The organism is Streptomyces gelaticus, from assembly GCF_014649535.1.
GTDB lineage: Bacteria > Actinomycetota > Actinomycetes > Streptomycetales > Streptomycetaceae > Streptomyces > Streptomyces gelaticus.
In genome coordinates, this window is the sequence record NZ_BMTF01000001.1 from 348,702 (window position 1) to 371,830 (window position 23,129).

The window sequence follows — 23,129 nt, forward strand, 5'->3', positions numbered from 1 at the left end:
CAGTGTCGGTTGCGCCAGTTGTAGACCACCGGAACGCCATTATGCAACAAGTTGCATAATGGCGGGGGTCTCAGTGCTGCGTTCGGGGACGTCCCCCGAACGGCGTAACACGAGGACCCGTCGGCGTCCCGTGCCACGGAGAGTGGAGCTGCGGCATCCGTCCGACGTGGCGGATGCCTCTCGCGCTCACCCGTCGCCGAACCCCTGCGGAGACACCCATGGCCTGCCTCGATCGGCGTGACCTCGGCCTGCTCGTCCTGCGCGTCGGAACCGGCGCGGTACTGGCCGCGCACGGCACCCAGAAGTTGGCCGGCTGGTTCGGTGGCGGAGGCATCCAGGGAACCACCGCGGCGATGGAGGCAATGGGCTTCCACCCGCCGAAGTACAGCGCGGTCGCCGCCGGACTGGGTGAGGCGGGCGGCGGAGCGCTGCTGGCCCTCGGCCTCGCCACCCCGGCAGCCGGCGCGGCTGCGGCCGGGGCGATGGCGGGCGCTGTCGCCGTGCACGCACCCGCCGGTTTCTTCGCGCAGGGCGGGGGCTACGAGTACCCGGCGTTCCTCGGCTTCACCGCCGCGGCGATCGGCCTGACCGGGCCCGGCCGCTACTCCGTAGACCATGTCACCCGGCATCTCTTCAACCAGCCGTGGATGGTCCCCCTGGCCTTCGCGGGCAGTGCGGTCGCGGCGGCGTCCGTGGTCGGCCGGCGCGCCAGGGGGCGGGTCGCGGTCGACCCCGACGCGACCTGACCACCCGGCGGGACAGGGACCGGGCGGCATCCCAGGGAGGGAGCCGCCCGGTCCCGGATCCGGACCCGTTCCGCTGCTTGCGGAAGGTGGGCGGCGCGGCCGGGGAGGCGTTTCCGTACGCGTCGACGGCGACGGCCCGCGCCAGGTACCGGACACCGCGGACGGCGCTGCTCGATCCGCAGCGGACGACCGGGGGAGTGGACGCGGCTGTCGCGGGTCGGGGTCGGTCAACTCGTTCCAGTACGCCGTGCCGTAGAGCGTGCTCCACTCCGGGCTCGCACCGTGGAAGTCCTTGTCCAGCGGGGTGTCCCAGTCCACCTCGGTGACCGGGTCGTACGACAGCTTCGCCGACGAGTCGAGCAGGCGCCGGGCGACATCGTGCTCATCGAGCCGGTCCTCGTCCTCCGGTCGAACGGTGCTGCTTGCCATGGCCGCGCGCTCGACGCCGACATCGACTGTGCGATGGTGCAGGGGCCCTCCGCCCGAGGAGTGAGGGGGCGCCGGACGTGCCTGGCCTCCGGGCCGCATCCTGTGGTCCGTGAAGTCGTCATTGATCAACGGCTCTTGGGCCTTCTAGATTCATGTACCGATCCCTTACCGAAGGCTGTTGGAGGCTCACGGTGGCCGAAGTATTCCTGTTTCATCACGCCCAGGGCCTGACCCCCGGGGTCACTGCCTTTGCCGACGCCCTGCGCGGCGAGGGGCACACCGTGCACACCCCCGACCTGTACGACGGCCACACCTTCGACACCCTGGACGCGGGACTGGCGTACGCGGAGAAGGCCGGCTTCGACGAGTTGCTCGAGCGCGGTGTCCGGGCGGTGGCGGATTCACCGGCGGAGCTGGTCCACATCGGGTTCTCCCTCGGTGTGCTGCCCGCCCAGAAACTGGCGCAGACCCGAGCGGGCGCACGCGGAGCCGTGTTCGTCCACTCATGCGTGCCGAGTTCGGCCTTCGGGGGGTGGCCGTCGCGGCTCCCGGTCCGCGTCCATGCCATGGAGGAGGACCGTCTGTTCACCGACGAGGGCGACGCGGACGCCGCCCGCGCCCTGGTCGACGAGGCCCCCGACGCGGTGCTGCACCTCTATCCCGGCGATCAGCACCTGTTCGCCGACAACTCGCTGTCGTCCTACGACGCCGAAGCCGCCGCGCTGCTGCTCGACCGCACGCTGACGTTCCTCCGTTCCCTGGACAGCGAACACCGGGACGCATGACACGGCCCGCGCGGCGGATCGGGGCATCCGCGGCGATGTTCGTTCCTTCGACGAAGCGTCCCGATGCCGCCTCCGAGTCGTCGGCCGGGCCTTCGATGGCTTTGGCGAAACCGAGTCCGAGCAGTTCCCTGTCGCACCGCATGGCCCGGGTGTGCTCGGCGCGACCGACGCCGGGCGCGCACTGTACGAGACGCCGGGCTGGAAGAAGCACGCGACACTCGCGGAGTGCGTCCACCGGCCCTGAAGCCATGGGTGTCAGCCGTACGGTCGTCGTTCTGTGGCTGACCAGCAACAAGGAGGCCCTGTCCGGCAGTTCGGGCATCCAGAGCTCCGCGAGCCGATCGGGGCGGTGGCATCCACGATGAAGGCATCGACCTGCGCAGAGGAGTTGTGACGACGGCCGCGGCGTAGACGGTCGTGCCCGCCGAGTTGAGCAGGCCACGGCCAAGGGCCGGAAGCTGCGTGAGGCAACTCCCGTTCCAGACCCCGCACGGGGCGCCCCGCGCCGGGACCAGGAGCGATGAGTCAGGACGGTGGCTGGAGGACTGTGTCGATGACGTAGATGGTGGCGTTCGCGGCCTTGATGTTGCCGCAGACGATCTTCGCCTGGCCATTGACCTTGAAGTCGGTACCCGAGCCCGACGTCGTCAGCTTGCTCCCCTCCACCGTCGTGAAGGAGCCCATGGGGAGTTCGTTCGGGGTGATCTGCTTGTCCACGACGTGGTAGGTCAGCACCTTCTTCAGCTTCCCCTGATCGCTGAGCAGTGAGGCGAGCTGCGCCGCGGTGACCTTCTGGAACGCCTGTTGGTTGGGAGCGAAGATGGTGATGTCGGGTCTCCCGTCGAGGTCGCCGTTCAGCCTTGCCCTGACCACGGCTGAGACCAGCTGGCTGAGCTGTGGATATGCGGCCGCGGCCTCTACGGCCTTGTCCTTGGCGGTGTCGGCCTTCTGGGAGAGTGCCGAACAGCCAGGACCGAACGTCCCCGACGGGCTGGGAGATGCATCCTGTGCGTGGCTCTGCGACGCCAGACCTCCAAGCGCGAGCGGGACGGTGACCACAGCTGCCGCGGTGACCCTTGCTGTACGCATGCGAGTGAACCTCATCGCAACCTTCCTCCCGTGGAAGCAGTGAACACTGCAGAGGTTTGGACTGCGGAAGTCTTCGATTTCGCTCGGCTGGGTGGGAGCGGCTGCTGCGCCCGGCCTCGGGCCGTCATCACCCGGCCACCCAGCGAGCGTAACCAGCAGGTGCCGGTGACCGCATCTCGAAGCCCGGAGGCGGTGAACGTCGTCCCTCACCGACCACCACCCGGCGTACCCGGCCCTGGACGGCTCCTGCGGCCGGCCGTCCTCGCGGCGGGTGTGCACGGGGCGGCTTCGGGCCGCCCGGGGCATCGTGCTGCTCGGCCCGCCGTGCCCGGCCGAGCAGTTCATCTCCCGCTGGTCATACGCGCGAGGGTAGGCGCGGCCATCCGCGGAAGGGGGCCCTGCGCACTCCGCGGACCTACCGCGTCGGCTTTCGAGGAGATGGACGTGCACACGTCTTGACGGGTGGCCGCTGCCGCCCGCACCGTTGCTGGGCCGTTCTTTCCAAGGGGGGTACGTGAACAGCAAGTTGCTCGGTGCGTGTACGGTCTTGGCCCTCTTCGCCGTGGTGGGCGCTTTGCCGGCGCCCGCCTCCTCCGAGCCGCGGCCGGGCCCGACGCGTTCCCTGCCGCTGGGCGCCGTCGGCTTGACCGAGACCCGCAGCACGCGGACGTTGCAGCCCGGTGTCACCCTCACCCGGATCGTGCGCGGCGCCGACGCCCCGGCGCTCGCGTGGACGGTCGAGGTCTCCATACCCGGCGGCGCCACCTCTCCGGACCCCGACGCGCCGCCGACGGCGCTGAAGGACCGGGCGAGCGCCGACGAGCTGGCTGCCGACCTGCAGGAGGACGGCTTCGACGCCCGGGTCGAGGAGGTCACGACCCAGGCGGTCGCCGACCACGCCGGTGGAACGCTCGGATGGCGGGTCCGGGTCGGGCAGTTCGACTCGCAGTCCACCGGGACGGCGGAGCGCACCCGGCTGAGAGGGTCCGGGTACGCAGGGTCCGTCGTGTACACCGGCTGGGACGGGAACCCGGCGGACCGTGGTCCGTGGCGGATCGACGTGCTCACCATCGACCCGGACCGGTTCCGCGGCGAGCTCAAGGCGTCGTACGGGTCCGATCTGGAGAACCGCGAGAAGACCAGCGAGCTGGCAGCCGCCGCCGGCGCGACCGCGGCGGTCAACGGCGGGTTCTTCGTCCTCGACCCGAGCGCCGGAGCACCGGGCGATCCGGCCGGCGTCGGCGTCTACGGAGGCCGGCTGCTGAGCGAGCCGGTGAACGGGCGCCCCGGCCTGGTGACGCGCGACTCCGGTCGGCACAACGGGGTTGCCCGGCTCACCTGGAAGGGACGGGTCGTCGGCCGGGACGCGTCGCAATCCCTGGACGGCGTCGACCGCGTACCGGGCTTGATCAGGAACTGCGGCGGTACCACCGACGACACTCCGACCCGGCTGCCCCTGCACGACGTGACCTGCACCGACCAGGACGAACTCGTGGCGTTCACGCCGGACTACGGACGGCGGACGCCACAGGGCGACGGCCTGGAGGCCGTACTGGACGTGCGCGGGCGGGTTCTCGAACTCCGTTCACCGCGCGGCGTATCGCTGCCGGTCGGTGGCAGCTCCGTGCAGGCGACCGGCACACGCGTCGCCGAGCTGGCCACTCTGGCGCAGGTCGGCCGACGCCTGCGCGTCGAGGGGACCTTGCGGGACGGCAGCGGTCACGAGGTCTCCCCGTCACCGGCGACCAGCATCGTCAATGGCGGCCCCGAACTGGTCCGCGACGGGCGGCTGCACATTACACCTGCCACCGACGGAATGGTGCAGCCCGGCAACCCGAGCTTTTACTACGGCTGGGTGCACAAGCGCAACCCACGCACGCTGGCCGGGGTGGACACCGCCGGCAGGACCGTGTTCGTCACCGCCGACGGACGCAGCACGGACGCGCTGGGGCTGAGCATCCCCGAGAGCGCCGCCGTCGCCAGGGCACTGGGCCTGCGCGACGCGGTCAATCTCGACGGCGGCGGGTCGACCACCATGGTGGTCGGCGGAGAAGTGATCAACAACCCGTCCGACACGGCCGGTGAACGCCCTGTCGGGGATGCATTGCTGATCCTGCCGGACCAGGGCTGACCCGGCCCGTTCCGAGAACACCAGAGCCAGTGACCACCGACCGCCGGGAGCCGTCATGACCGCTGTCCCGATCCGCCGACCCCGCTTCCTGCTCGTCCTTGCCGTGCTGCTGTTCGCCCTCGCATCGACGCCGTCGGCTCTCGCCACCGCCTCGACAGCGTCACCTGCCCGGGAGACGGGCGGGTCAGGGGCCCCGGCCCGGGGTGCCGAGGTCGTCGCGGTCGCCCAGGTCGCCGACCGGCAGGTCGACTTGTCGGTCCGCTCACCGGCCCTCGGCGGCCGGACGGTGAACGTACGTCTGCTCACGCCCGATGGCTGGGACCCGGGCGACCGGAGTCGGCACTGGCCGACGCTCTGGCTGCTGCACGGCTGCTGCGGGGACTACACGTCGTGGACCGCCCGGACCGACGTCGCGCGGACCGACAGCCTGCGCGATGTCCTCGTGGTCATGCCGGAGGCCGGCTGGAACGGCTGGTACAGCGACTGGTGGAACTACGGCCGGGGCGGTGACCCGGCGTGGGAGACCTTCCACACCAAGGAACTGCGCCTGCTCCTCGAGCACGGCTGGGGGGCGAGCACGAACCGGGTCGTGGCGGGACTTTCGATGGGCGGTCAGGGCGCCCTGCTGTATGCCGCCCGGCATCCCGGAATGTTCGATGCGGTCGCGGCGTACTCCGGTTCCGTGCACCCGCTGCTCAACGACGAGTCGACGAACCGCATCATGGGATTCTTCGCCGGTCAGGGCAACGACCCGCTGAGGGTCTGGGGCGACCCGGTCGCGCAACGTGACGTCTGGGCGGCCCACGACCCGTTCCACCTGGCCAAGCGCCTCACACCGATCCCCGTCTACCTGTCGTGCGGTGACGGTACCACCGGTCCCCTGGACCCGCCGGGCAGCACGAGTGCGCTCGAGGCGGACTTCAACAGGCAGAACCAGGCCCTTGCGAGCGAACTCGAACGCAAGGGCGCGAAGCGCGTAATCACCAACTTCTACGGACCGGGGACTCACGGCTGGCCGTACTGGCAGCGTGAGTTGCACTCCTCGCTACCGATGCTGCTCCAGGCCTTGAGGGCCGACGGCTGAGGGCCGGCGGCCCCCTCCGCCGACGGTCGACAGCACTGCTCAAGTGCCTCCGAAGTCCTGGCAACGCGGAAGAGTCCTGGCAACGCGTGTAAGAGTCCCGGCAACACGTGAACCCTGCCTGGCTGTTGCGTCGTCGACGCGGGCCGCGTCAGGCGGACCCGTTCCGGCAGTTGGTGATCGGGAGCCGATTCCTTGCGGAGATCTTGGGCGAGATCTGCGTACCCGGGGGACACTGCCGCCGCTGCTACTCCGTCGGCATCCGCCATCTTCAGCACCCGTACCACCAGTTCGGCGTCGTGGCCCAACCCGGCCCGGCTTCTGTGGGGTTCGGCGAGATCTCAGCCCGTGGACCGGCCGGACGTGCCGGCAGTCGCGTATACGCGGCTCGCGAACTCGGCGATCTGTTCGTCGCTCAGATTCTTCGCAAGATTTGCCTCCGTGATCATGCCGACCAGACGGTGGCCGCCCTGGACGTCGATCACCGGCAGTCGCTTGATCTGGTGTTCCTCCATGGTCGTCAGGACATCGCCGGCGTCCGCTTCGGCATCGATCCAGTGCACCTTGGCCTTGAGTGATCCGGCCTGCACGGTTGCCGGGTCGATTCCCTCGGCGCAGCATTTCACGACGATGTCACGGTCGGTGATCAAGCCTGTGAGCTTGTTGTTGTCGCCGCAGATGGGCAGGCAACCGACGTCCAGATCGCGCATCATCTTCGCCACGTCGAGAAGCGACTGGTGCGCACCGATGCACTGCACGCCGCCGGACATGATGTCTCGTGCTCGCAGTTTCTCAGCCATGATTTCCTCCCGTTCCGACAGGCGTTCCTCCTCCGTCATCGATCACAACACGAATGGCTCAACACCGCTCCTCGGAAGCGTCAGCGATACAGGGATCCCGAGCGTCGCACCGACCGCTTTGGCCCCGAGCGGCCGAGGCGGACACCGGAAAGGATCGTGCGCGGAGGCGTCCCGGCTTGCTGACCCGGTGACCGCCGCTGCGGGACCTGAGCGCAGCGGCCTGGCTCCCGCTCAGAAGGTCTGCTTCGTGGCTCGACAGCTCGCTCGCGGTACGGGGTCCTTCTGCAAGGACTGTGAATGTTCCAAGCCGACCCGGCGTCCTCGTCCGTACACGCTCCGGTTGGGAAACCTTCCTCTCATCCACTCCATTCCCCTGCCCATTGGCATTCCGGGACCGCGAAGTGCGACAAGCCCCCGACCACGAGAGCCATGGCCCGTTCATGCGGGCGCGGCTGAATGGGTGCACGCGAGCCCGCTGCGCCTGACCGGGGATCGGAGGACCGCGGCCGGATCCTGGTATGGACAACTGCCGGGCTGAGACGGAATACGCAGGAGGCGGTGAAGTCAGGAGAGCCAGTCGGCGTAGCGGGTGGCGGCGAGGTGGGCGTTCTTGTCGGTGAGGACGTCGCCCTTGACGGCGGCGAACATGCCGGCGGTGGGGTCGGTGACGACGGTGCGGTTGTCGCCCTTGTGGGACAGGGTGATCCGGCCCAGCTCGTCCAGGGTGAAGATCTCGGGGCCCGCGATGTTGCGGATGCCGTTCAGCGGGGCGCCCGCGGCGACCTCCGCCACCGCGGCGGCCACGTCCTTGGAGGCGATCGGCTGGATCGGCGTGGCGGGCAGCCGGACGGTGCTGTCGTCGGCGGTCCAGGACAGGACGGCGTCCATGAACTCCATGAATTGTGTCGCCCGGACGATCGAGTAGGGGATCGTCCCGGCGGCGAGGAGCGTCTCCTGAAGCGCCTTGGCGCGGTAGTAGTCCAGCTCGGGTACCTGGTCCGTGCCGACGATCGAGAGGATGACGAAGTGGCCGACGCCGCCCTTGCGGGCCGCCGCCAGAAGGTTGTCCATCGAGGTCTGGAAGAAGGCCGGGGAGGCTTCGTCGAAGGTCGGGGAGTTCGTCAGATTGACGACGACGTCGGCTCCCGCCACCGCCTCGTCCAGCCCCTGGCCGGTGATGACGTCGACTCCGGTGGACTGCGAGTGAGGTACCGCCTCGTGCCCGGCGGCGATCAGGTTCTTGACGACCTGCGACCCGATCAGTCCAGTACCGCCGATGACTGCGATCTGCATGACGTACCTTTCGTGGAGGTTGTATGCGGAATATGACATATGTTTGGTTACGTGGGCGGGGCAAGAAACGGCCTCTTGATCGCCTGAGGGGCGGCGTCAGAGGCCGCCGATGAACGTGCCCCTCTCGTCGGGCGGCGCCCGGCACGTGCGGGCGTCGCCTGCGGTGACCCCCTCTGAACCGCGCCTCGACCACGAGCCCACAAGCGGCTGAGCGGATCTCGAAACGGCTCCGGTTCCCGCTGATGCCTCACTCGTCAAGGAAACGCACCGACGGCTTTGAGGCCCGCGACGAGGACACGGCCCGCCCCTGCTCGTCCGTCCGCTGCCACAACCATGCTCGGCCGGTACTCCATGTCCGACTCCCAGGCTGTCGGCGGAATACAGCCCCTGCGCGACCAAACGCGCCCCCGAGGGTGCGCTGACCACCCCGGCCGGGGCGCCGTCGCCGGCCACAAGCAGCCAGGTGCCCCGGACACACCGGCGGCGATCGAGGCGACGAAGCGCTATTTCACCGACTTCGGCCGGTGCAAGGAATCTGCATCCAGCGACCGTGAGCTGTTCGAGGCCATGGCCCAGCTGTACCCGGACCGGGTCAGCCACCAGGCGTGGCTGATGTTCGGTCTGTGACTCGCTGAAAGCGCACCAGCCAGCCGGGAGATCCACCGGGAGGCGACAACCTTGCAGGTCCACCGGCATCGATCCCAAGGTCCCCGGGGGCAAGGTCGGGAAGGGCGCCACAGCGCCCGGACGACGGCCGACGGCACGGCCAGGAGGCCGCTGTCCCTTCCTTTGTGCTGCCAGCCGACGAACTGCTGGCCCCCGTCGATGTCGTGGGTCGCAGCACCATGTGCTCGCTGATCGCCCCGCGCGCCTGATCACGATCCATGTCCAGGAGGCGCCCGTAGGTCGAGGTCCGGCCGTGACCATCATGTGGTCGATCGGCCTGGGCAATTCCTGGAAGAACTACGAAGCTGCACCGTGTCGTTGAGGGTCTGTCCGAGCAGGGCCGGCTCACGGATTGTGCGCCTCGGAGACTTCCGGACTCATCCATCGCTCCCCGGCGGTTGCGGCAGGGCGTGTTTGACCTGCCTGGTCCGCTCGTCGGTGAGGACCTCCACCCGGTCATTCGCCAGGGCTTCCATGGTCTGCTCCGCGACGTCGGCCGCGTCGATCTTCGGCGCGTCCGTAAAGGAGCTGAGTTCCGTCTCCACGAAACTGGCATGGACGCCGATCACGAGCGTCCCCTGTTCGCGCAGACCGTCTCGCAGGGCGCCCGTCAATGACCACTGGGCGGCCTTGGAAGCGGCATATCCCGGGTAGTCCGGCCGCGAGGCCCAGGAGGCGGCCGACAGCATGTTCACCAATGCGTCGCCACCATTGCGGGCAAGGACGGGAGCGAAGGCGCGGGAGACGGCCCAGGTGCCGAAGAAGTTGACGTCCATCGCCAGGCGTGCGTCGTCGAGGGAGCCTGTCAGCAGCTTGGTGCTGAATCCTCCGACGCCTGCGTTGTTGATAACAATGGTGACGTCCCTTGCGGCGGCTGCTGCCGCGGCAATCTCCTGCGGCCTGGTGACGTCCAGACGCATCGGAGTCAGGTCTTCATCGCTCACGTCGGCCGGATCGCGGACGGCGGCGTAGACCTTGGCTGCTCCGTGGTCGATCAGCGCGCGAGCGAATGCGAGGCCGATGCCACGATTGGCTCCTGTCACCGGAGCGACCGATCCCTTGATCTCCATCGCGCATCCTTCCTGCCGGTGCCTGCCGTACCTGGTGGGCACCCCCGGGCGATGCAAGCCGGGCGCGGAGCACGTCATTTTCTGCCAGCCTGCACCGGATGCCGTGGTTGTGCATGTGAACGGGTTCTTTGCAGCTCAGGAAGGGTCAGAGATCAGAGCCAGTCCATGGCGCTCACACACGGGTCGGATACTCGGCGTCGTCCGACAGGCCCGGGGATCACGAGGCGCCAGACGTGGTTGATCCCGTTCCCGCGGCCGGTGTCAACGGGCCAGAAAAGTCAGCAGTTCGTCAGCGTGAGTTCTGAAGAACCTGGGGAATGCTGCCCGTGCATGCGACTCGCTGTAGGGTAAGGAATCCGCCCTTGACCTGCAAAAACGCAGGCAGGGAGCCTATGTCCAGGAGTACCTCGATGATGCGCACCATGTTCAAGTCCAAGATCCACCGGGCCACCGTGACCCAGGCCGACCTGCACTACGTCGGTTCCGTCACCGTCGACGCAGAGCTGATGGAAGCAGCGGACCTGCTGCCCGGAGAGCTGGTGCACATCGTCGACATCGACAACGGCGCCCGTCTGGAGACGTACGTCATCGAGGGGGAGCGCGGCTCCGGTGTCATCGGCATCAACGGTGCCGCCGCCCACCTCGTCCGCCCCGGTGACCTGGTCATCCTGATCAGTTACGCGCAGGTCGACGACGTCGAGGCGCGCGAGCTGACCCCGCGCGTCGTGCACGTCGACGCCGGAAACCGTATCGTCGCGCTGGGATCCGACGCCTCCGCGCCCGTACCCGGCGCCGCCACCGAGCGGAGCCCGCACGCCGTGCCCGCGGTGCGCTGACCCGGTTCGACCACACAGGGAGCACCCGCCATGGCGGGCCGCGAGGGCGTCCCCGTCGTCCCGCTCTGTCCGTATTGCCGCGCAGTGGGCGGCGCGCCACCCCGACCGGGCGCCCGAGGCCCCCGTCGGGCTGGTGGAACGGGCGAAGGTGCAGACCAAGGCGCGCCCCGAGCTGTACTGACCCGGGTCGGCCGGGGGCTGTACCGTTTGGCCGGTGACGCTCGCCCTGCTGCACACCTCCCCGGCCCACATACCCGTTTTCGACGCGCTCCGGGACGCCGGCCACCCTGGACTCGCCCTGCGTCATCTCGTGCGCGAGGACCTGCTCACCAGGGCCGGGGAATCGGGCCCCGAAGCGGTGTCGGGCGAGATCCGGGACCTGCTCGCGGGAGCCGTCGCGGACGGTGCGCGCGCCGTGCTCTGCACCTGCTCGACGATCGGTGCCGTTGCCGAGTCGGAGTCGGCGGGGCTCGGTGTCCCGGTGCTGCGGGTCGACCGGCCGATGGTGGCCGCCGCCGCGACGCAGGGGCGCGTGGCCGTGCTCGCCGCGATCACCGGCACTCTGGCGCCGACCCTCGCCCTGCTCGCCGAAGAGGCGGGGGACCGGCGCATCGACGTACGTACCGTCGTGGTGGACGGTGCCTGGGCGCGATTCGAGGCCGGTGACCGGGAGGGCTACCTGGACCTCGTCGCGGCCGCGGCCGACGCGGTGACGGACAGCGACGTGATCGTGCTGGCGCAGGCGTCCATGGCGGACGCGGTCACCCGGACGGTCACCCGCATCCCGGTGCTCTCCAGCCCCCGATCGGGTCTCGCGGCCGCGGCCGCCGCCTCGCGCTGACCCCCGCACGGCTCCCGCCGGCAGATCATCCGGAACCTGGGCGCACGGACTCACCAGGCGCGGGCAGCCGCTCCGGGAGACGGTGGAAGGAGATCCACCCGAACCGTTCGGAGGCCCCCGATGAAGGATCCGTACCCCGACCCGGTTCCGCCGGCCCCCACCCCCGGACCGATGCCCGGCCCTCCGTCGCCGCTGCCGGAACCTCCACCTCCGCCACCCGGCCCCGTCCCGCCGGGTCCATCCCCGGACCCGATCCCACAGCCGCCCCCACCGCGCCCTGAACCGGTCCCGGAACCGCAGCCGTCGCCCCGGCGGGCCGGTCGCTCCTAGATGTCCGCGCCGTCCGTGTTGCCCGGGGGAGTCAATGCCGGCCCGTCCCGGGACGCGTCGCTCATGCCGGACGGTGGGACGTTCTGGTGGGCCGGACGCTGAGCCGATGCGGCCGGCCCGAATCAGGCGGTGGGTGGCCGGACCGGTGACGGGCCCAGTGTGGTGGTGCCGGGGGAGGCCCGGTGGCCGAGGCCGGTTCGGTAGGCGTCCATCGCCGCCTCGGTGCGGCCCACGCGGCGCAACAGATCGCCCAGCAGCCGGCAGATGTCCGCGAGGTCTCCGGCGGCACCGGCCCGTTCGAGCAGGGACAGTGCGGTGACGTAGTGCTCCTCGGCGGATTCCAGTTCGCCCCGGTCCTCGTGGATCAGGCCGAGCAGCCGGTGTGCGCCGCCCGCGTGGACCGAGCCGCGGTCCGGGTGCAGTTCGCCGAGGAGTCTGTGCAGCAGCTCCTGGGCCCGGGTGGTCTCGCCGCGGCGGCGCAGTACGTCGGCCAGCTCCACCTCGACCTGAGCCGTGTACAGGGAGGCCCGCTTGGACGCCAGCATGTCGCGGGCGGCGCACAGTTCGCTCTCGGCGCCGGACAGGTCGCCGTCCTGGGCGCGTACGTAGCCGCGCATCCAGTGGCAGTGCGCGAGCTCCGTACGGATCTGGAGCTGCTGGTAGATCTCGGCGGCCTTGGCCAGTGAGGCGTCCGCCTCCGCGGTGCGGCCCGCCGCTATGAGGGTACGGGCGACGCTGCGGTGGAGACCGGCAACCAGTTCCGGATCGGACACCCGGGGTGCGAGGGCCAGCGCCAGCTCGCCGGCCTGGGCGGCGCGGGCATGGGCGCCCATGTCCATATAGGGGGCGATCGCGGCCGTGTACAGCAGCAGGAGCGCGCCGGGGTCCTGGAGGCCGGAGGTGTTGAGTTCGTCGATGGCGCTCTCCAGCAGGTAGCAGGCATACCGGAGTTCGCCGGCCAGGAGGTGGGCGACGGCTCTGCCCCGGACGGCCGGGGCACGCCGGGGGAGGGGAGCGTCGGCGAGCAGTCCCTCCGCGGCCTCGAAGTGCTCGCGGGCCGCAGGCAGATCGCCTGTCTCCAGGGCGCAGTGGCCGAGCCCGAGCAGGGCCGTGGCGCGTTCCTCTTCGAGCCCGTCCCGGTCGGTCTCGGCGAGCAGCCGGAGGTAGGCGGCAGCGGCGTCCTCGGCGGCTCCGGTGGCCAATGTCCGCTGTGCCTCGACGAGTTCCAGCCGAAGCGCGGTCGCGAGACGGGCGGGGCGCCCGGTCGCCAGTTCCTCGTACGTCACGCCGAGCCGTTCCGCGAGATGGCGTACGGCCGCTTCCGGTGGGCGTACCCGGCCCGCCTCCGGCGTGGAGATGTACGCGGGGGTACAGGCGGGTTCTGCGAGCTGGCGCTGCGTCAGACCGCGTTCATTACGCAGATTTTGGACGCGGCGGCCGAGGTCGCCGGGTTCCTCCTCCGGCCCCGCGTTCCGTCCCGCTGTGCGCTTCGCTCTCATCGCGCCGCCCCTTCTGCCTCGCCCGCTTCGAATGCGGTCCATGCATCGTAGATGCCTGGATGTGAGCCTCGACCAAGCGGCGTCCGGGCCTTGTTCACGGTGCGGACGCCGCTAGGCCAAGCATCGCATTGAGCCAACTCAACTCACTGCCTACGCAATGGTCGTGCCCGGGCGACCGGCGAAGTCCGCCTGGATGTCAAGGAGTTGTCCACGTTCGTACGCTCCCGCACGCGCCGAGCGGCAGGAGTCACGGCGGGGCTCGCCCTCGCCGGCCTCCTGGCGGCGACCGTCGTCACCGCACCGGCGTCGGCCGCCCCACCGGCACCGGTAGCCGTGGCCACGAGGTGACCGCCGAGGCCGTCGACCGTACGGACGTCATCCGTGTCCCCGCCGTCCGCGCCCTGGCCACCGACACCCTGACCTGGAGCGTCAGGGCGGGCACCGCGGGAAGCGCCTCAGGCGATGATCGGGACCACGGCCTCGGGCGTCAGCATCCGGAAGGTGAACGCCTGGTGGAAGTAGAGCCGGATGCTGGTCGCGTCGTGGTCCTGATAGCCGATGGAGAGGTCCTGGCCCAGGCGCAGCTCGAAGTCGCCGCCGCGGGTGGACAGCAGCACACCGCCCCTGACGGCGGGCGCCCACAGGATCTGGTCGTCGAGCAGCCGGGCCAGATGGGTGGCCACCGGGTACCCGTGGTCGGAGGTCTCGGTGGCCTCGGTGAAGGCATCGGCTCCGAGCAACAGCCGGTAGGGGCCGTCGACACCGGCCAGCCGCAGCTGGGTCAGTGCCTGGCTGACCGTGGTCGGGTAGTCGCGGGCGTCCGCGGGCAGCGTCAGCGGCGAGTGCGAGGAGCCGTCCCGGAGCCCGGTGATCCCGGCCGAGGCATAACCGTCGATGATCGACATGTCCTCCGCGAACGCACAGGTACGGGCGGCGTCCTTGACGGGCTGCCAGTCGCTGTCGTCCGAGCCGCGCTCGACATCGTCCACGGCCGACCGGGTCACGGTGAACGGCGCCCGCCACTCGATGACCGGCACCGATGTGCGGGCGCGGGCGAAGACGTCCGGAGTGGGCGGATCGATGTCGCGCAGATGGCCGTCGCCGATCGCGGCCAGTTCGGGGCCCTCCGGGCCGGTGACGTCGACGACGCGGCGGCCCGCCACATGGCGGCTGAAGGTGCGCCGGGCCTCTTCTTCGATCTGGTCCCAGGCGGCTTCCGTGACAGGGGCGAGTTCGCGGTGGAGATTGTTCATCACTGGGTGCTTTCTTGCAGGCTGCCGATGTGCAGCGAACCGTCGGCCGGACCGGCCGGGGCCGTCGCCGGCGCCGACACGGGCTCCGGCAGGGCGTCGGTCCCGGCCGACGAGGGGGCGGGTGGCGGGGCGTGGAGGAAGTCGGCGCTGGGTGCGTAGAACGTCGTGCCGGTGACCGCGGTGGAGAAGTCGAGAATGCGGTCGTGCGTGGCGGGCGGACTGCCGAGGAACATGTTGCGGAGCATCTGCTCGGTCACCCGCGGATCGGCGGCGTAACCGATGAAGTAGGTGCCGAACTCGCCCTCTTCGAAGCTGCCGAACGGCATGTTGGCGCGCAGGATGTCGCGCGCCGTGCCGTCCGGGTCGGTGATCGTGGTGAGGGCGATGTGCGAGTCGGCCGGTTTGATGTCGTCGGCGAACTCGATGTCGTCCAGCTTCGTGCGGCCGATGACCCGCTCCTGCTCCTCGGTGCTCAGTGCGGTCCAGGACGCGAGGTCGTGCAGGTACTTCTGCACGATGACGTAGCTGCCGCCCGCGAACGGGGGATCCTCGGCGCCGACCAGGGCCGCCGACCGCGCGTCCGCTCCCACCGGGTTCTCCGTGCCGTCGACGAAGCCGAGCAGATCCCGGTGGTCGAAGTAGCGGAACCCCTGCGTCTCGTCGACGAACTTCACCGCCCCGCCGAGCCGGTCGAGCAGTCGGGTCGCCCATGCGAAACACACATCCATCCGCTCGGCCCGGATGTGGAACAGCAGATCCCCCGGGGTGGCGGGTGCGTGGTGCCGGGCGCCGTGCAATTCCGGGAAGGGGTGCAGCTGTGCCGGTCGCGGCCCGGCGAACAGCCGGTCCCAGGCCCCGGAACCGAAGCCGGTCACACAGACGGGGCCGGACTCGGGGAACCGGAAGCCGATGGAGCGGGCGAAAGCCGCGAGATCCGGCAGCACCTCGCGCACGGCGGGTTCGCCACCGGGCTCGATCGTGGCGACCAGGATCAGTGCGGCGCTGGTCAGCGGTGCGACGACCGGCTGGACCGCGACCGGCTCCGGGGCGGTGTCGGGCATACGGGGGCTCCCTGGGGCGGCAACGGACGGCAATGGGGTCGTGCGGTGGGTGGACGAAGGGGGCTCGCTGCTACTTACGCACAGGCAGGGAACCCCCGCACCCCGGGGCACCCGGACGGGCGAGTCCGGCGGTCCGCACCGCCCTCTCCGCATCAGCCCGCGGCGACCTCGGACCGGTCGCCGCCCCAGAGGGTGTGGAAGGAGCCCTCGCGGTCGGTGCGGCGGTAGGTGTGCGCGCCGAAGAAGTCGCGTTGGCCCTGGGTGAGCGCCGCGGGCAGCCGGTCGGCGCGCAGGCCGTCGTAGTACGTCAGCGCGGCGGCGAATCCCGGTGTGGGCACCCCCTGGCGCACCGCTTCGGCGACCACCGCGCGCCAGTCGTCCTGGGCCGCGCCGATCTCCTCGGCGAACCTCTGGTCGGACAGCAGGCTCGGCAGCTCGGGGCGGGCGTCGTACGCGGCCCGGATACGGTCCAGGAACGCGGCCCGGATGATGCAGCCGGCCCGCCAGATCGCCGCCACCGCACCGAGGCCGATCTTCCAGTCGTATGCCTCGCTGCCCGCCCGGATCTGATGGAAGCCCTGCGTGTACGAGACGATCTTGGACGCGTACAGGGCCTGCTCCACCCGGTCGGCGAAGGCCGCGGCCGCCTCCTCGCCGAGCGGGGACGCCGACGGGCCGGGCAGGCCCCGGGCCGCCTCGCGCAGATCCGCGTGCCCGGACAGCGAACGGGCGAAGACGGCCTCCGCGATGCCTGATACGGGCACCCCCAGATCGAGGGCGATCTGCACCGTCCAGCGGCCCGTACCCTTCTGCTCGGCGCGGTCCTGCACGATGTCGACGAAGGGCTTCCCGGTGGCCCCGTCCGTGTGGGCGAGGACCTCCGCCGTGATCTCGATCAGGTACGAGTCGAGGCGGCCGGTGTTCCAGCTGCGGAAGGTCTCGGCGATCTTCGCGGGGGAATAGCCCGCCACGGCGCGCAGGAGGTCGTACGCCTCGGCGATGAGCTGCATGTCCGCGTACTCGATGCCGTTGTGGACCATCTTGACGAAGTGGCCGGCCCCGTCGGGGCCGATATGGGTGGTGCACGGGGTGCCGTCCTTCGCCTTGGCGGCGATCTTCTCCAGCAGCGGCCCCAGCGACTCGTACGACTCGGCCGAACCGCCCGGCATGATGCTCGGCCCGTTCAGCGCGCCCTCCTCGCCGCCCGAGATGCCGACGCCGACGAAGTGGATCCCCCGCTCGCGCAGTTCCCTCTCCCGTCGGCGGGTGTCCTCGAAGTGCGCGTTGCCGCCGTCGATGACGACGTCGCCCGCTTCGAGGAGCGGGGCGAACTCCTGGATCACGGCATCGGTGGGTCCGCCCGCCTTCACCATGATGACGAGCCTGCGCGGACGTTCCAGCGCCGCGACGAATTCCTCGGGCGTGTGCGCGGCGACGAAGGTGCCCTCGTCGCCGAACTCCTCCACCAGGGCGTCGGTCCTGGCGGTCGTCCGGTTGTGCACCGCTACCGTGAATCCGTTGCGGGCGAAGTTGCGCGCGAGGTTGCGGCCCATGACCGCGAGCCCTGTGACGCCGATCTGTGCAGTGCCGCTCATGTGTGTGCTCTGCAATCTGTCTCGGGGGATGCCCGGCTGTCCCGGAGCGCCGGGATCCACAGCAATTCCGGGATCTCCAGTATGGATACGGGCGCGGGAACGGTCTCTTCGGCATCGCCCGGACGGGTTCTCCTGTGTATATTAGGCGCCTGCCTAGGGGGTCTAGGTAAGTTTTTCGATGGAGGTGGCGGATGGTGCGCGCGGGTCTCACGGCCGAACGCGTGGTGGAGGCGGCAGCCGATCTGGCAGACTCCACCGGCTTCGACAAGGTCACGATCTCCGCGCTGGCCCGTGGCTTCGGGGTCAAGGACGCCAGCCTGTATTCGCACGTCAGGAATCTGCACGATCTGCGGACCAGGGTCGCGCTGCTGGCCGCCGGGGAGTTCATCGACCGGATCTCCGCCGCAGTGGCGGGCCGGGCCGGGAAGGACGCCCTGGTCGCGTTCGCCGACGCCTACCGGGCCTTCGCCCTGGAGCGGCCCGGACGGTACGAGGCGACGCAGATGCGGGTCGACCCCGCCGTCGTGGCCCAGTCGTCCGCGTACCACCGCACCATCGAGACCACGGGCGCGATGCTGCGGGCCTACGGCCTGGCCGAGCCCGATCTCACGGACGCGGTACGACTGTTGCGCAGCACCTTCCACGGCTACTGCGCCCTGGAGGCGAGCGGCGGCTTCGGTGCGCCGCGCGATGTGCAGAGGTCCTGGGAGCGGTCCGTCGAGGCGCTGCACTTCCTGCTGGAGCACTGGCCGTCCGCGACGGACGAGGGGGAGACCGATCATGGCTGACCGTACGGTGCCGGAGCGCACCGGACATCTGAAGGTGCCCGGGGCGACGCTGTACTACGAGGTGCGCGGCGAAGGCCCGCTGCTGCTGATGATGCCCGGCGGGAGCGGCGACGCGGGGCTCTACGACCGGATGGCGGAGCAGCTGGCCGACCGCTGGACCGTGGCAGCCTTCGACCCGCGAGGCTACTCGCGCAGCCTGCTCGACGGTGCGCCCGAGGGCCAGCAGGTGGCGGTGCAGAGCGAGGACATCCGCCGGCTGATCGGGCTGCTGTCGCCGGACGGCGGACCGGTGACCGTCTTCGGCTCCAGTTCGAGCGCGGTCGTCGCCCTGGACCTGCTCGCCCGCCATCCGGAACGGCTACACCAAGTGGTGGCGCACGAACCGCCGTTGGTGGAATTGATGCCCGATCCGGAACGGGGGCGGAAGCTCTTCGCCGCGGTGCGCGAGTCCTTCCGCGAGGGCGGGGTGGCCGCGGCGATGACCACCATGACCGAGGGCCTGACGGACCCGGAGGCGGAGCCGCCGGCCGGGGGCGAGCGAAGGGCCGCGCCCGAGCCGACCGTGCGGGAGGCCGAGGCGTTCCAGCGGATGCGGGACAACCTGCCGGTGTTCCTGGAGCATGTGCTGTGCTCGTTCAGCGGCTGGGTACCGGACCTGGCGGCGCTGCGCCGTGCTGCAGGGCAGCTGGTCATCGGAGTCGGGCGGGACTCCCGCACCCTGCTCACGGCGCTTCCCGGTGCCCGGCTCGCGGACGAGACGGGCGGCAGGCTCGTGGAGTTCCCCGGTGGGCACACCGGTTGCGTCGAGGACCCCGAAGCGTTCGCCGAGCGGCTGCGGGCGGTACTGCTCGACCGGACGCTCCAGGGGGCACACGGGCGACCGCTGGACAGCGGCCGATGACTCTCGCCCCCGCGAACACTCCCGGTGGCACGGCGGCAGCTGCAGTGAGGTGTGCAGGCGCCCGGATTCCGGCAGCCCGCGGTTGCCGCGCACGTGGGACGGGACGGCCGGGCGTCCCGTCCCACGTCCGCCCACTGTCTACAGCGGTGTGACGTAGGCGCCGGTGAGCCCGCCGTCGACCAGGAAGTCGGTGGCGTTGACGAAGGAGGAGTCGTCGCTGGCCAGGAAGGCCACGGCGGCGGCCACCTCGGTGGGCTCGGCGAACCGGCCGGCCGGGATGTGCACCAGCCGGCGCGCCGCCCGCTCCGGGTCCTTGGCGAACAGCTCCTGGAGCAGCGGGGTGTTGACCGGGCCGGGGCACAGTGCGTTGACCCGGATGCCCTCCCGCGCGAACTGCACGCCCAGTTCGCGCGACATGGCCAGTACGCCGCCCTTGGACGCCGTGTAGGAGATCTGCGAGGTGGCGGCTCCCATCCGGGCAACGAACGAGGCCGTGTTGATGATGGAGCCCTTGCCCTGACGGCGCATGTAGGGGATGGCGGCCTTGCAGCACAGATAGACAGAGGTGAGGTTGACCTCCTGCACCCGGCGCCAGGCGTCGAGGCCGGTCTCCAGGATGGAGTCGTCCTCGGGCGGCGAGATCCCCGCGTTGTTGAAGGCGATGTCGACCGAGCCGTAGGTGTCGAACGCGGCCTTGAACAGGGCCTCCACCTGCTCGGCGTCCGTGACGTCGGTACGTACGAAGAGGCCGTCGGCCTCCTCGGCGGCGGCCTTGCCGCTCGCCTCGTCCACATCGGCGCAGACGACGTGCGCGCCCTCGGCGGCCAGGCGCCGGACGGTGGCCAGTCCGATGCCGCTTCCGGCTCCGGTGACTACGGCGGTGCGGCCGACCAGGCGGCGGCAGACTGCGGTGGTGTCGGTCATGGTGCTCAGGCCTCCGTGCTGATGAAGACGTTCTTGGTTTCGGTGAAGGCGGCGAGTGCGTCGGGGCCGAGTTCGCGGCCCAGTCCGGACTGTCGGTATCCGCCGAAGGGGGTGGCGTAGCGGACGCTGGAATGCGAATTGACCGAGAGGTTTCCGGCCCGCAGACCCTGACCGACCCGCAGGGCACGCGCCACGTCACGCGTCCAGATCGACCCGGCCAGGCCGTACTCCGTCGCGTTGGCCAGCCGTACGGCATCCGCCTCGTCGTCGAACGGAAGCACCACGGCGACCGGCCCGAAGACCTCGTCGACGGCGACCGGGGCGTCCGGCGACACCCCTGCGAGGACGGTCGGCGGATACCAGAACCCCGGGCCGTCGGGCGCCGAGCCGAGGACGGTCCGTACGCCGTCGGGCAGAACGTCCACGAACCCGCTCACGCGCTCCCGCTGGACGGCCGAGATCAGCGGACCCATCTGGGTCTTCTCGTCCGACGGGTCGCCGACCACCACGGCCGCGACGGCCGGTGCCAGCAGTTCGAGGAAGCGGTCGTGGACCGTGCGCTCGACCAGGATCCGGGTCCGGGCGCAACAGTCCTGGCCGGCGTTGTCCAGGAAGGACATCGGAGCCGCGGCCGCCGCGGCCTCCAGGTCGGCGTCGGCGAAGACCACGTTCGGGCTCTTGCCGCCGAGCTCCAGGGTGAGGCGCTTCACGCGTTGGGCGCAGCGGGTCATGATGTGCTTGCCGGTCCGCGTGGAGCCGGTGAAGACGATCTTGGCCACACCGGGGTGGTCCACCAGGGCCGCGCCGGCCACCGGGCCCTCGCCCGGCAGCACCTGGAACAGTCCGGCGGGCAGCCCGGCCTCCAGAGCCAGTTCCGCCAGGCGCAGTGCGGTCAGCGGTGTGGTCTCGGCGGGTTTGAGCAGGACGGCGTTGCCGGCGGCGAGCGCCGGAGCCGTGCCCCAGGCGGCGATCGGCATCGGGAAGTTCCAGGGAGCGATGACGCCGACGACGCCGAGTGGCTCCAGGACGGTGAAGTCGATCCCGCCGGCCACCGGGATCTGCCGGCCCAGCAGGCGTTCGACGCCGCCCGCGCAGTAGTCGAGGAGGTCGCGCACATTGCCCGCCTCCCAGCGGGCGTTGCCGAGGGTGTGCCCGGCCTCGCGGACCTCCGACAGAGCCAGTTCCTCGATGTGTTCGTCGACGACGGCGGCGAACCGGCGGAGCAGCCGGGCACGGTCGGCGGGTGCCGCCGCGGCCCACACGCGCTGGGCGGTGGCGGCGCGTGCGACGGCCGCGTCGACATCGGCGGCGGTGGCGGCAGGGACGGTGGCGATGACCTCGGCGGTGGCGGGGTTCAGGATGTCCAGGCTGTGCGGTGCGGACTGTTGGGACACGTACGGGCCTCGATCGGGAGTGGGGGACGGGGCGGAGGTCACAGGCGCTCGAAGGAGCGTCGCAGCTCCCAGTCGGTCACGGCGGCGTCGTAGGCGGCGAGTTCGACACGCGCCATGTTCAGATAGTGCGCGACGACCTCCTCGCCGAACGCCTCCTTGGCGATGGGGCTGGCCTCCCAGAGGTCGGCGGCCTCGCGCAGGGTGGTCGGAACCTGTTCGTACTCGCAGGTGTAGGCGTTGCCCGTGCAGACCTCCGGCAGCGCCAGCTCGTGCTCCACGCCGTACAGCCCCGCGGCGACCAGTCCGGCGGTGGCGAGGTACGGGTTGACGTCGCCGCCGGGCAGCCGGTTCTCGAACCGCCGGGAGCGGCCGTGGCCGACCACGCGCAGCGAGCAGGTGCGGTTGTCGTGTCCCCATGCGACGGCGGTCGGTGCGAAGGAGCCGGGCTGGAAGCGCTTGTAGGAGTTGATGTTCGGCGCGTACAGGAGGGAGAAGTCGCGCAGGGCGGCGAGCTGGCCGGCCAGGAAGTGCCGCATCAGGTCCGACATGCCGTCCGGGCCGTCACCCGCCATCGCGTTGTCACCGTTGCCGTCGGTGAGCGAGAGGTGGATGTGACAGGAATTGCCTTCGCGTTCGTCGTACTTGGCCATGAAGGTGAGTGAGACGCCCTCCTGCGCGGCGATCTCCTTGGCGCCCGTCTTGTAGATCGCGTGTTGGTCGCAGGTGACCAGCGCCTCGTCGTAACGGAAGGCGATCTCGTGCTGGCCGAGATTGCACTCGCCCTTGGCCGACTCGACGGTCAGCCCGGCCGCCTGCATCTCGTTGCGGATGCGGCGCAGCAGCGGTTCGACGCGGCCGGTGCCGAGGATGGAGTAGTCGACGTTGTACTGATTGGCCGGGGTCAGCCCTCGGTAGCCGCGGTCCCAGGCCTGTTCGTAGCTGTCCTTGAAGACGATGAACTCCAGCTCCGTGCCCACCTGGGCCCGGTAGCCGAGTCCGGCCAGCCGGTCCAGTTGGCGGCGCAGGACCTGGCGCGGTGCGGAGACGACCGGGCTGCCGTCGTTCCAGGCGAGATCCGCGACGAGCAGCGCGGTGCCCTCGTGCCAGGGCAGCAGGCGCAGGGTGGCGAGGTCCGGGAGCATGGCGAAGTCGCCGTAGCCGCGTTCCCAGGAGGACATCGCGTAGCCGTCGACGGTGTTCATGTCGGTGTCCACGGCCAGCAGGTAGTTGCAGCCCTCGGTACCGTGCTCCAGAACCTCGTCGAGGAAGAACCCGGCGGCGAACCGCTTGCCCTGGAGGCGCCCCTGCATATCGGGAAACGCCAGGACGACGGTGTCGATGGACCCGCTCGTGACGAGTGCACGCAGCTCCTCGACGGCGAGCGGGGGTGTGCGGTCTGCCACGGGATTCCTCCTTGGGTGCACCGAGACCCGTAAGGTATGACAGGGAACCATTGCTTGGGAAGAGGGCTGCCCGGTGACGGCGCATCGGCTTCTGTGAGGTGTCTGGTTCGGTCATCACCAGTACGACGCACATCAGTAACCACTGCCCGGCGCGTGCCTCTTGTGTTTCCCTCGACGTTCCACAAAGGTGTGTCGGTGAACCTTTGCTGAAGGC

At 70.4% G+C, this 23,129-nt stretch carries 20 protein-coding genes and 2 pseudogenes; 10 read left to right on the plus strand and 12 right to left on the minus strand.

The window, feature by feature from the left end; all coding sequences use genetic code 11:
- Positions 1–218 precede the first annotated feature (218 nt).
- Positions 219–746 carry a DoxX family protein gene (locus IE107_RS01600; protein WP_189540578.1) on the plus strand — a complete coding sequence of 176 codons (528 nt, stop codon included), beginning with the start codon at positions 219–221 and terminating at the stop codon, positions 744–746.
- 234 nt (positions 747–980) lie between these two features.
- On the opposite strand, the pseudogene IE107_RS36030 reads toward IE107_RS01600, so the two are convergent.
- Positions 981–1,274 (minus strand): annotated as a pseudogene (locus IE107_RS36030) (diiron oxygenase); the annotation flags it as partial.
- Positions 1,275–1,366: 92 nt separating this feature from the next.
- Between IE107_RS36030 and IE107_RS01610 the strand changes: the two are divergent.
- Positions 1,367–1,960, plus strand: a complete 594-nt coding sequence (locus IE107_RS01610; RefSeq protein ID WP_189540145.1) for a dienelactone hydrolase family protein — start codon at positions 1,367–1,369, stop codon at positions 1,958–1,960.
- A 525-nt stretch (positions 1,961–2,485) separates the two neighbouring features.
- Here the strand turns inward: IE107_RS01610 and IE107_RS01615 are convergent.
- Positions 2,486–3,049 (minus strand): fasciclin domain-containing protein, encoded by a 564-nt coding sequence (locus tag IE107_RS01615; protein WP_229866637.1) that lies wholly within the window; start codon positions 3,047–3,049, stop codon positions 2,486–2,488.
- Positions 3,050–3,563: 514 nt separating this feature from the next.
- Here IE107_RS01615 and IE107_RS01620 point away from each other — a divergent pair.
- Positions 3,564–5,180 (plus strand): phosphodiester glycosidase family protein, encoded by a 1,617-nt coding sequence (locus IE107_RS01620; RefSeq protein ID WP_189540149.1) that lies wholly within the window; start codon positions 3,564–3,566, stop codon positions 5,178–5,180.
- A gap of 55 nt (positions 5,181–5,235) precedes the next feature.
- Entirely contained in the window at positions 5,236–6,264 is a 1,029-nt protein-coding gene (locus tag IE107_RS01625; protein ID WP_189540151.1) for an alpha/beta hydrolase, read from the plus strand.
- A gap of 338 nt (positions 6,265–6,602) precedes the next feature.
- Here IE107_RS01625 and IE107_RS01630 read toward each other — a convergent pair whose 3' ends face one another.
- On the minus strand, positions 6,603–7,061 hold the full coding sequence (locus tag IE107_RS01630; protein ID WP_189540153.1) for a CBS domain-containing protein: 459 nt from the start codon (positions 7,059–7,061) through the stop codon (positions 6,603–6,605).
- A 564-nt stretch (positions 7,062–7,625) separates the two neighbouring features.
- Complete coding sequence (locus IE107_RS01635) at positions 7,626–8,354, minus strand: SDR family oxidoreductase (protein ID WP_189540155.1); 729 nt, start codon at positions 8,352–8,354, stop codon at positions 7,626–7,628.
- A gap of 351 nt (positions 8,355–8,705) precedes the next feature.
- Between IE107_RS01635 and IE107_RS01640 the strand changes: the two genes are divergently transcribed.
- Complete coding sequence (locus IE107_RS01640; protein ID WP_189540157.1) at positions 8,706–8,981, plus strand: hypothetical protein; 276 nt, start codon at positions 8,706–8,708, stop codon at positions 8,979–8,981.
- Between the two features lie 416 nt (positions 8,982–9,397).
- Here IE107_RS01640 and IE107_RS01645 read toward each other — a convergent pair whose 3' ends face one another.
- Positions 9,398–10,090 carry an SDR family oxidoreductase gene (locus IE107_RS01645; RefSeq protein WP_189540159.1) on the minus strand — a complete coding sequence of 231 codons (693 nt, stop codon included), beginning with the start codon at positions 10,088–10,090 and terminating at the stop codon, positions 9,398–9,400.
- A 410-nt stretch (positions 10,091–10,500) separates the two neighbouring features.
- Here IE107_RS01645 and panD point away from each other — a divergent pair, with 410 nt between their 5' ends.
- The 3 genes and pseudogenes from panD to IE107_RS01655 all read left to right on the plus strand — a co-directional run bounded on the left by panD (position 10,501) and on the right by IE107_RS01655 (position 11,767).
- The gene (gene panD / locus IE107_RS01650; protein ID WP_189540580.1) at positions 10,501–10,926 is read left to right on the plus strand and encodes an aspartate 1-decarboxylase; all 426 of its coding nucleotides are present in this window, start codon (positions 10,501–10,503) and stop codon (positions 10,924–10,926) included.
- Positions 10,927–10,953: 27 nt separating this feature from the next.
- Positions 10,954–11,107: pseudogene (locus tag IE107_RS35875) on the plus strand (GNAT family N-acetyltransferase); the annotation flags it as partial.
- A gap of 33 nt (positions 11,108–11,140) precedes the next feature.
- Positions 11,141–11,767 (plus strand): arylsulfatase, encoded by a 627-nt coding sequence (locus tag IE107_RS01655; RefSeq protein ID WP_189540160.1) that lies wholly within the window; start codon positions 11,141–11,143, stop codon positions 11,765–11,767.
- Positions 11,768–12,219: 452 nt separating this feature from the next.
- On the opposite strand, the gene IE107_RS01660 is transcribed toward IE107_RS01655, so the two are convergent.
- The 4 genes from IE107_RS01660 to gnd form a co-directional block, all read right to left on the minus strand.
- Positions 12,220–13,596, minus strand: coding sequence for a helix-turn-helix domain-containing protein (locus IE107_RS01660; protein WP_189540162.1), 1,377 nt, complete (start codon positions 13,594–13,596; stop codon positions 12,220–12,222).
- Between the two features lie 455 nt (positions 13,597–14,051).
- Positions 14,052–14,849: a family 1 encapsulin nanocompartment shell protein gene (locus IE107_RS01665; protein ID WP_189540164.1), complete on the minus strand. Its 798-nt coding sequence runs from the start codon at positions 14,847–14,849 to the stop codon at positions 14,052–14,054.
- On the minus strand, positions 14,849–15,910 hold the full coding sequence (locus IE107_RS01670) for a Dyp-type peroxidase (RefSeq protein ID WP_189540166.1): 1,062 nt from the start codon (positions 15,908–15,910) through the stop codon (positions 14,849–14,851). The genes IE107_RS01665 and IE107_RS01670 overlap by 1 nt, the downstream gene beginning before the upstream one ends.
- A 152-nt stretch (positions 15,911–16,062) precedes the next feature.
- Positions 16,063–17,505: an NADP-dependent phosphogluconate dehydrogenase gene (gnd, locus tag IE107_RS01675; RefSeq protein WP_189540168.1), complete on the minus strand. Its 1,443-nt coding sequence runs from the start codon at positions 17,503–17,505 to the stop codon at positions 16,063–16,065.
- A 191-nt stretch (positions 17,506–17,696) separates the two neighbouring features.
- Between gnd and IE107_RS01680 the strand changes: the two genes are divergently transcribed.
- The gene (locus IE107_RS01680; RefSeq protein ID WP_189540169.1) at positions 17,697–18,293 is read left to right on the plus strand and encodes a TetR/AcrR family transcriptional regulator; all 597 of its coding nucleotides are present in this window, start codon (positions 17,697–17,699) and stop codon (positions 18,291–18,293) included.
- On the plus strand, positions 18,286–19,194 hold the full coding sequence (locus tag IE107_RS01685) for an alpha/beta fold hydrolase (protein ID WP_189540171.1): 909 nt from the start codon (positions 18,286–18,288) through the stop codon (positions 19,192–19,194). The genes IE107_RS01680 and IE107_RS01685 overlap by 8 nt, the downstream gene beginning before the upstream one ends.
- A 138-nt stretch (positions 19,195–19,332) precedes the next feature.
- Here the strand turns inward: IE107_RS01685 and IE107_RS01690 are convergent, their stop codons facing one another.
- Genes IE107_RS01690 through IE107_RS01700 form a run of 3 tightly spaced genes read right to left on the minus strand, consistent with a single transcriptional unit; the run spans position 19,333 to position 22,915 of the window.
- Positions 19,333–20,118 carry a 3-oxoacyl-ACP reductase gene (locus IE107_RS01690; protein ID WP_189540173.1) on the minus strand — a complete coding sequence of 262 codons (786 nt, stop codon included), beginning with the start codon at positions 20,116–20,118 and terminating at the stop codon, positions 19,333–19,335.
- Positions 20,119–20,123: 5 nt separating this feature from the next.
- The gene (locus tag IE107_RS01695) at positions 20,124–21,512 is read right to left on the minus strand and encodes an aldehyde dehydrogenase family protein (protein WP_189540175.1); all 1,389 of its coding nucleotides are present in this window, start codon (positions 21,510–21,512) and stop codon (positions 20,124–20,126) included.
- A gap of 38 nt (positions 21,513–21,550) precedes the next feature.
- On the minus strand, positions 21,551–22,915 hold the full coding sequence (locus IE107_RS01700) for a glutamine synthetase family protein (RefSeq protein ID WP_189540177.1): 1,365 nt from the start codon (positions 22,913–22,915) through the stop codon (positions 21,551–21,553).
- Positions 22,916–23,129: the final 214 nt, after the last annotated feature.

Coding starts and splice junctions, on each gene's coding strand:
- IE107_RS01660 (WP_189540162.1), bottom strand. CDS start 13,596: ATGAGAGCGAAGCGCACAGCGGGACGGAACGCGGGGCCGGAGGAGGAA.
- IE107_RS01635 (WP_189540155.1), bottom strand. CDS start 8,354: ATGCAGATCGCAGTCATCGGCGGTACTGGACTGATCGGGTCGCAGGTC.
- IE107_RS01640 (WP_189540157.1), top strand. CDS start 8,706: ATGTCCGACTCCCAGGCTGTCGGCGGAATACAGCCCCTGCGCGACCAA.
- IE107_RS01680 (WP_189540169.1), top strand. CDS start 17,697: ATGGTGCGCGCGGGTCTCACGGCCGAACGCGTGGTGGAGGCGGCAGCC.
- IE107_RS01630 (WP_189540153.1), bottom strand. CDS start 7,061: ATGGCTGAGAAACTGCGAGCACGAGACATCATGTCCGGCGGCGTGCAG.
- IE107_RS01685 (WP_189540171.1), top strand. CDS start 18,286: ATGGCTGACCGTACGGTGCCGGAGCGCACCGGACATCTGAAGGTGCCC.
- gnd (WP_189540168.1), bottom strand. CDS start 17,505: ATGAGCGGCACTGCACAGATCGGCGTCACAGGGCTCGCGGTCATGGGC.
- IE107_RS01690 (WP_189540173.1), bottom strand. CDS start 20,118: ATGACCGACACCACCGCAGTCTGCCGCCGCCTGGTCGGCCGCACCGCC.
- IE107_RS01625 (WP_189540151.1), top strand. CDS start 5,236: ATGACCGCTGTCCCGATCCGCCGACCCCGCTTCCTGCTCGTCCTTGCC.
- IE107_RS01615 (WP_229866637.1), bottom strand. CDS start 3,049: ATGCGTACAGCAAGGGTCACCGCGGCAGCTGTGGTCACCGTCCCGCTC.
- IE107_RS01600 (WP_189540578.1), top strand. CDS start 219: ATGGCCTGCCTCGATCGGCGTGACCTCGGCCTGCTCGTCCTGCGCGTC.
- IE107_RS01645 (WP_189540159.1), bottom strand. CDS start 10,090: ATGGAGATCAAGGGATCGGTCGCTCCGGTGACAGGAGCCAATCGTGGC.
- IE107_RS01665 (WP_189540164.1), bottom strand. CDS start 14,849: ATGAACAATCTCCACCGCGAACTCGCCCCTGTCACGGAAGCCGCCTGG.
- IE107_RS01670 (WP_189540166.1), bottom strand. CDS start 15,910: ATGCCCGACACCGCCCCGGAGCCGGTCGCGGTCCAGCCGGTCGTCGCA.
- panD (WP_189540580.1), top strand. CDS start 10,501: ATGATGCGCACCATGTTCAAGTCCAAGATCCACCGGGCCACCGTGACC.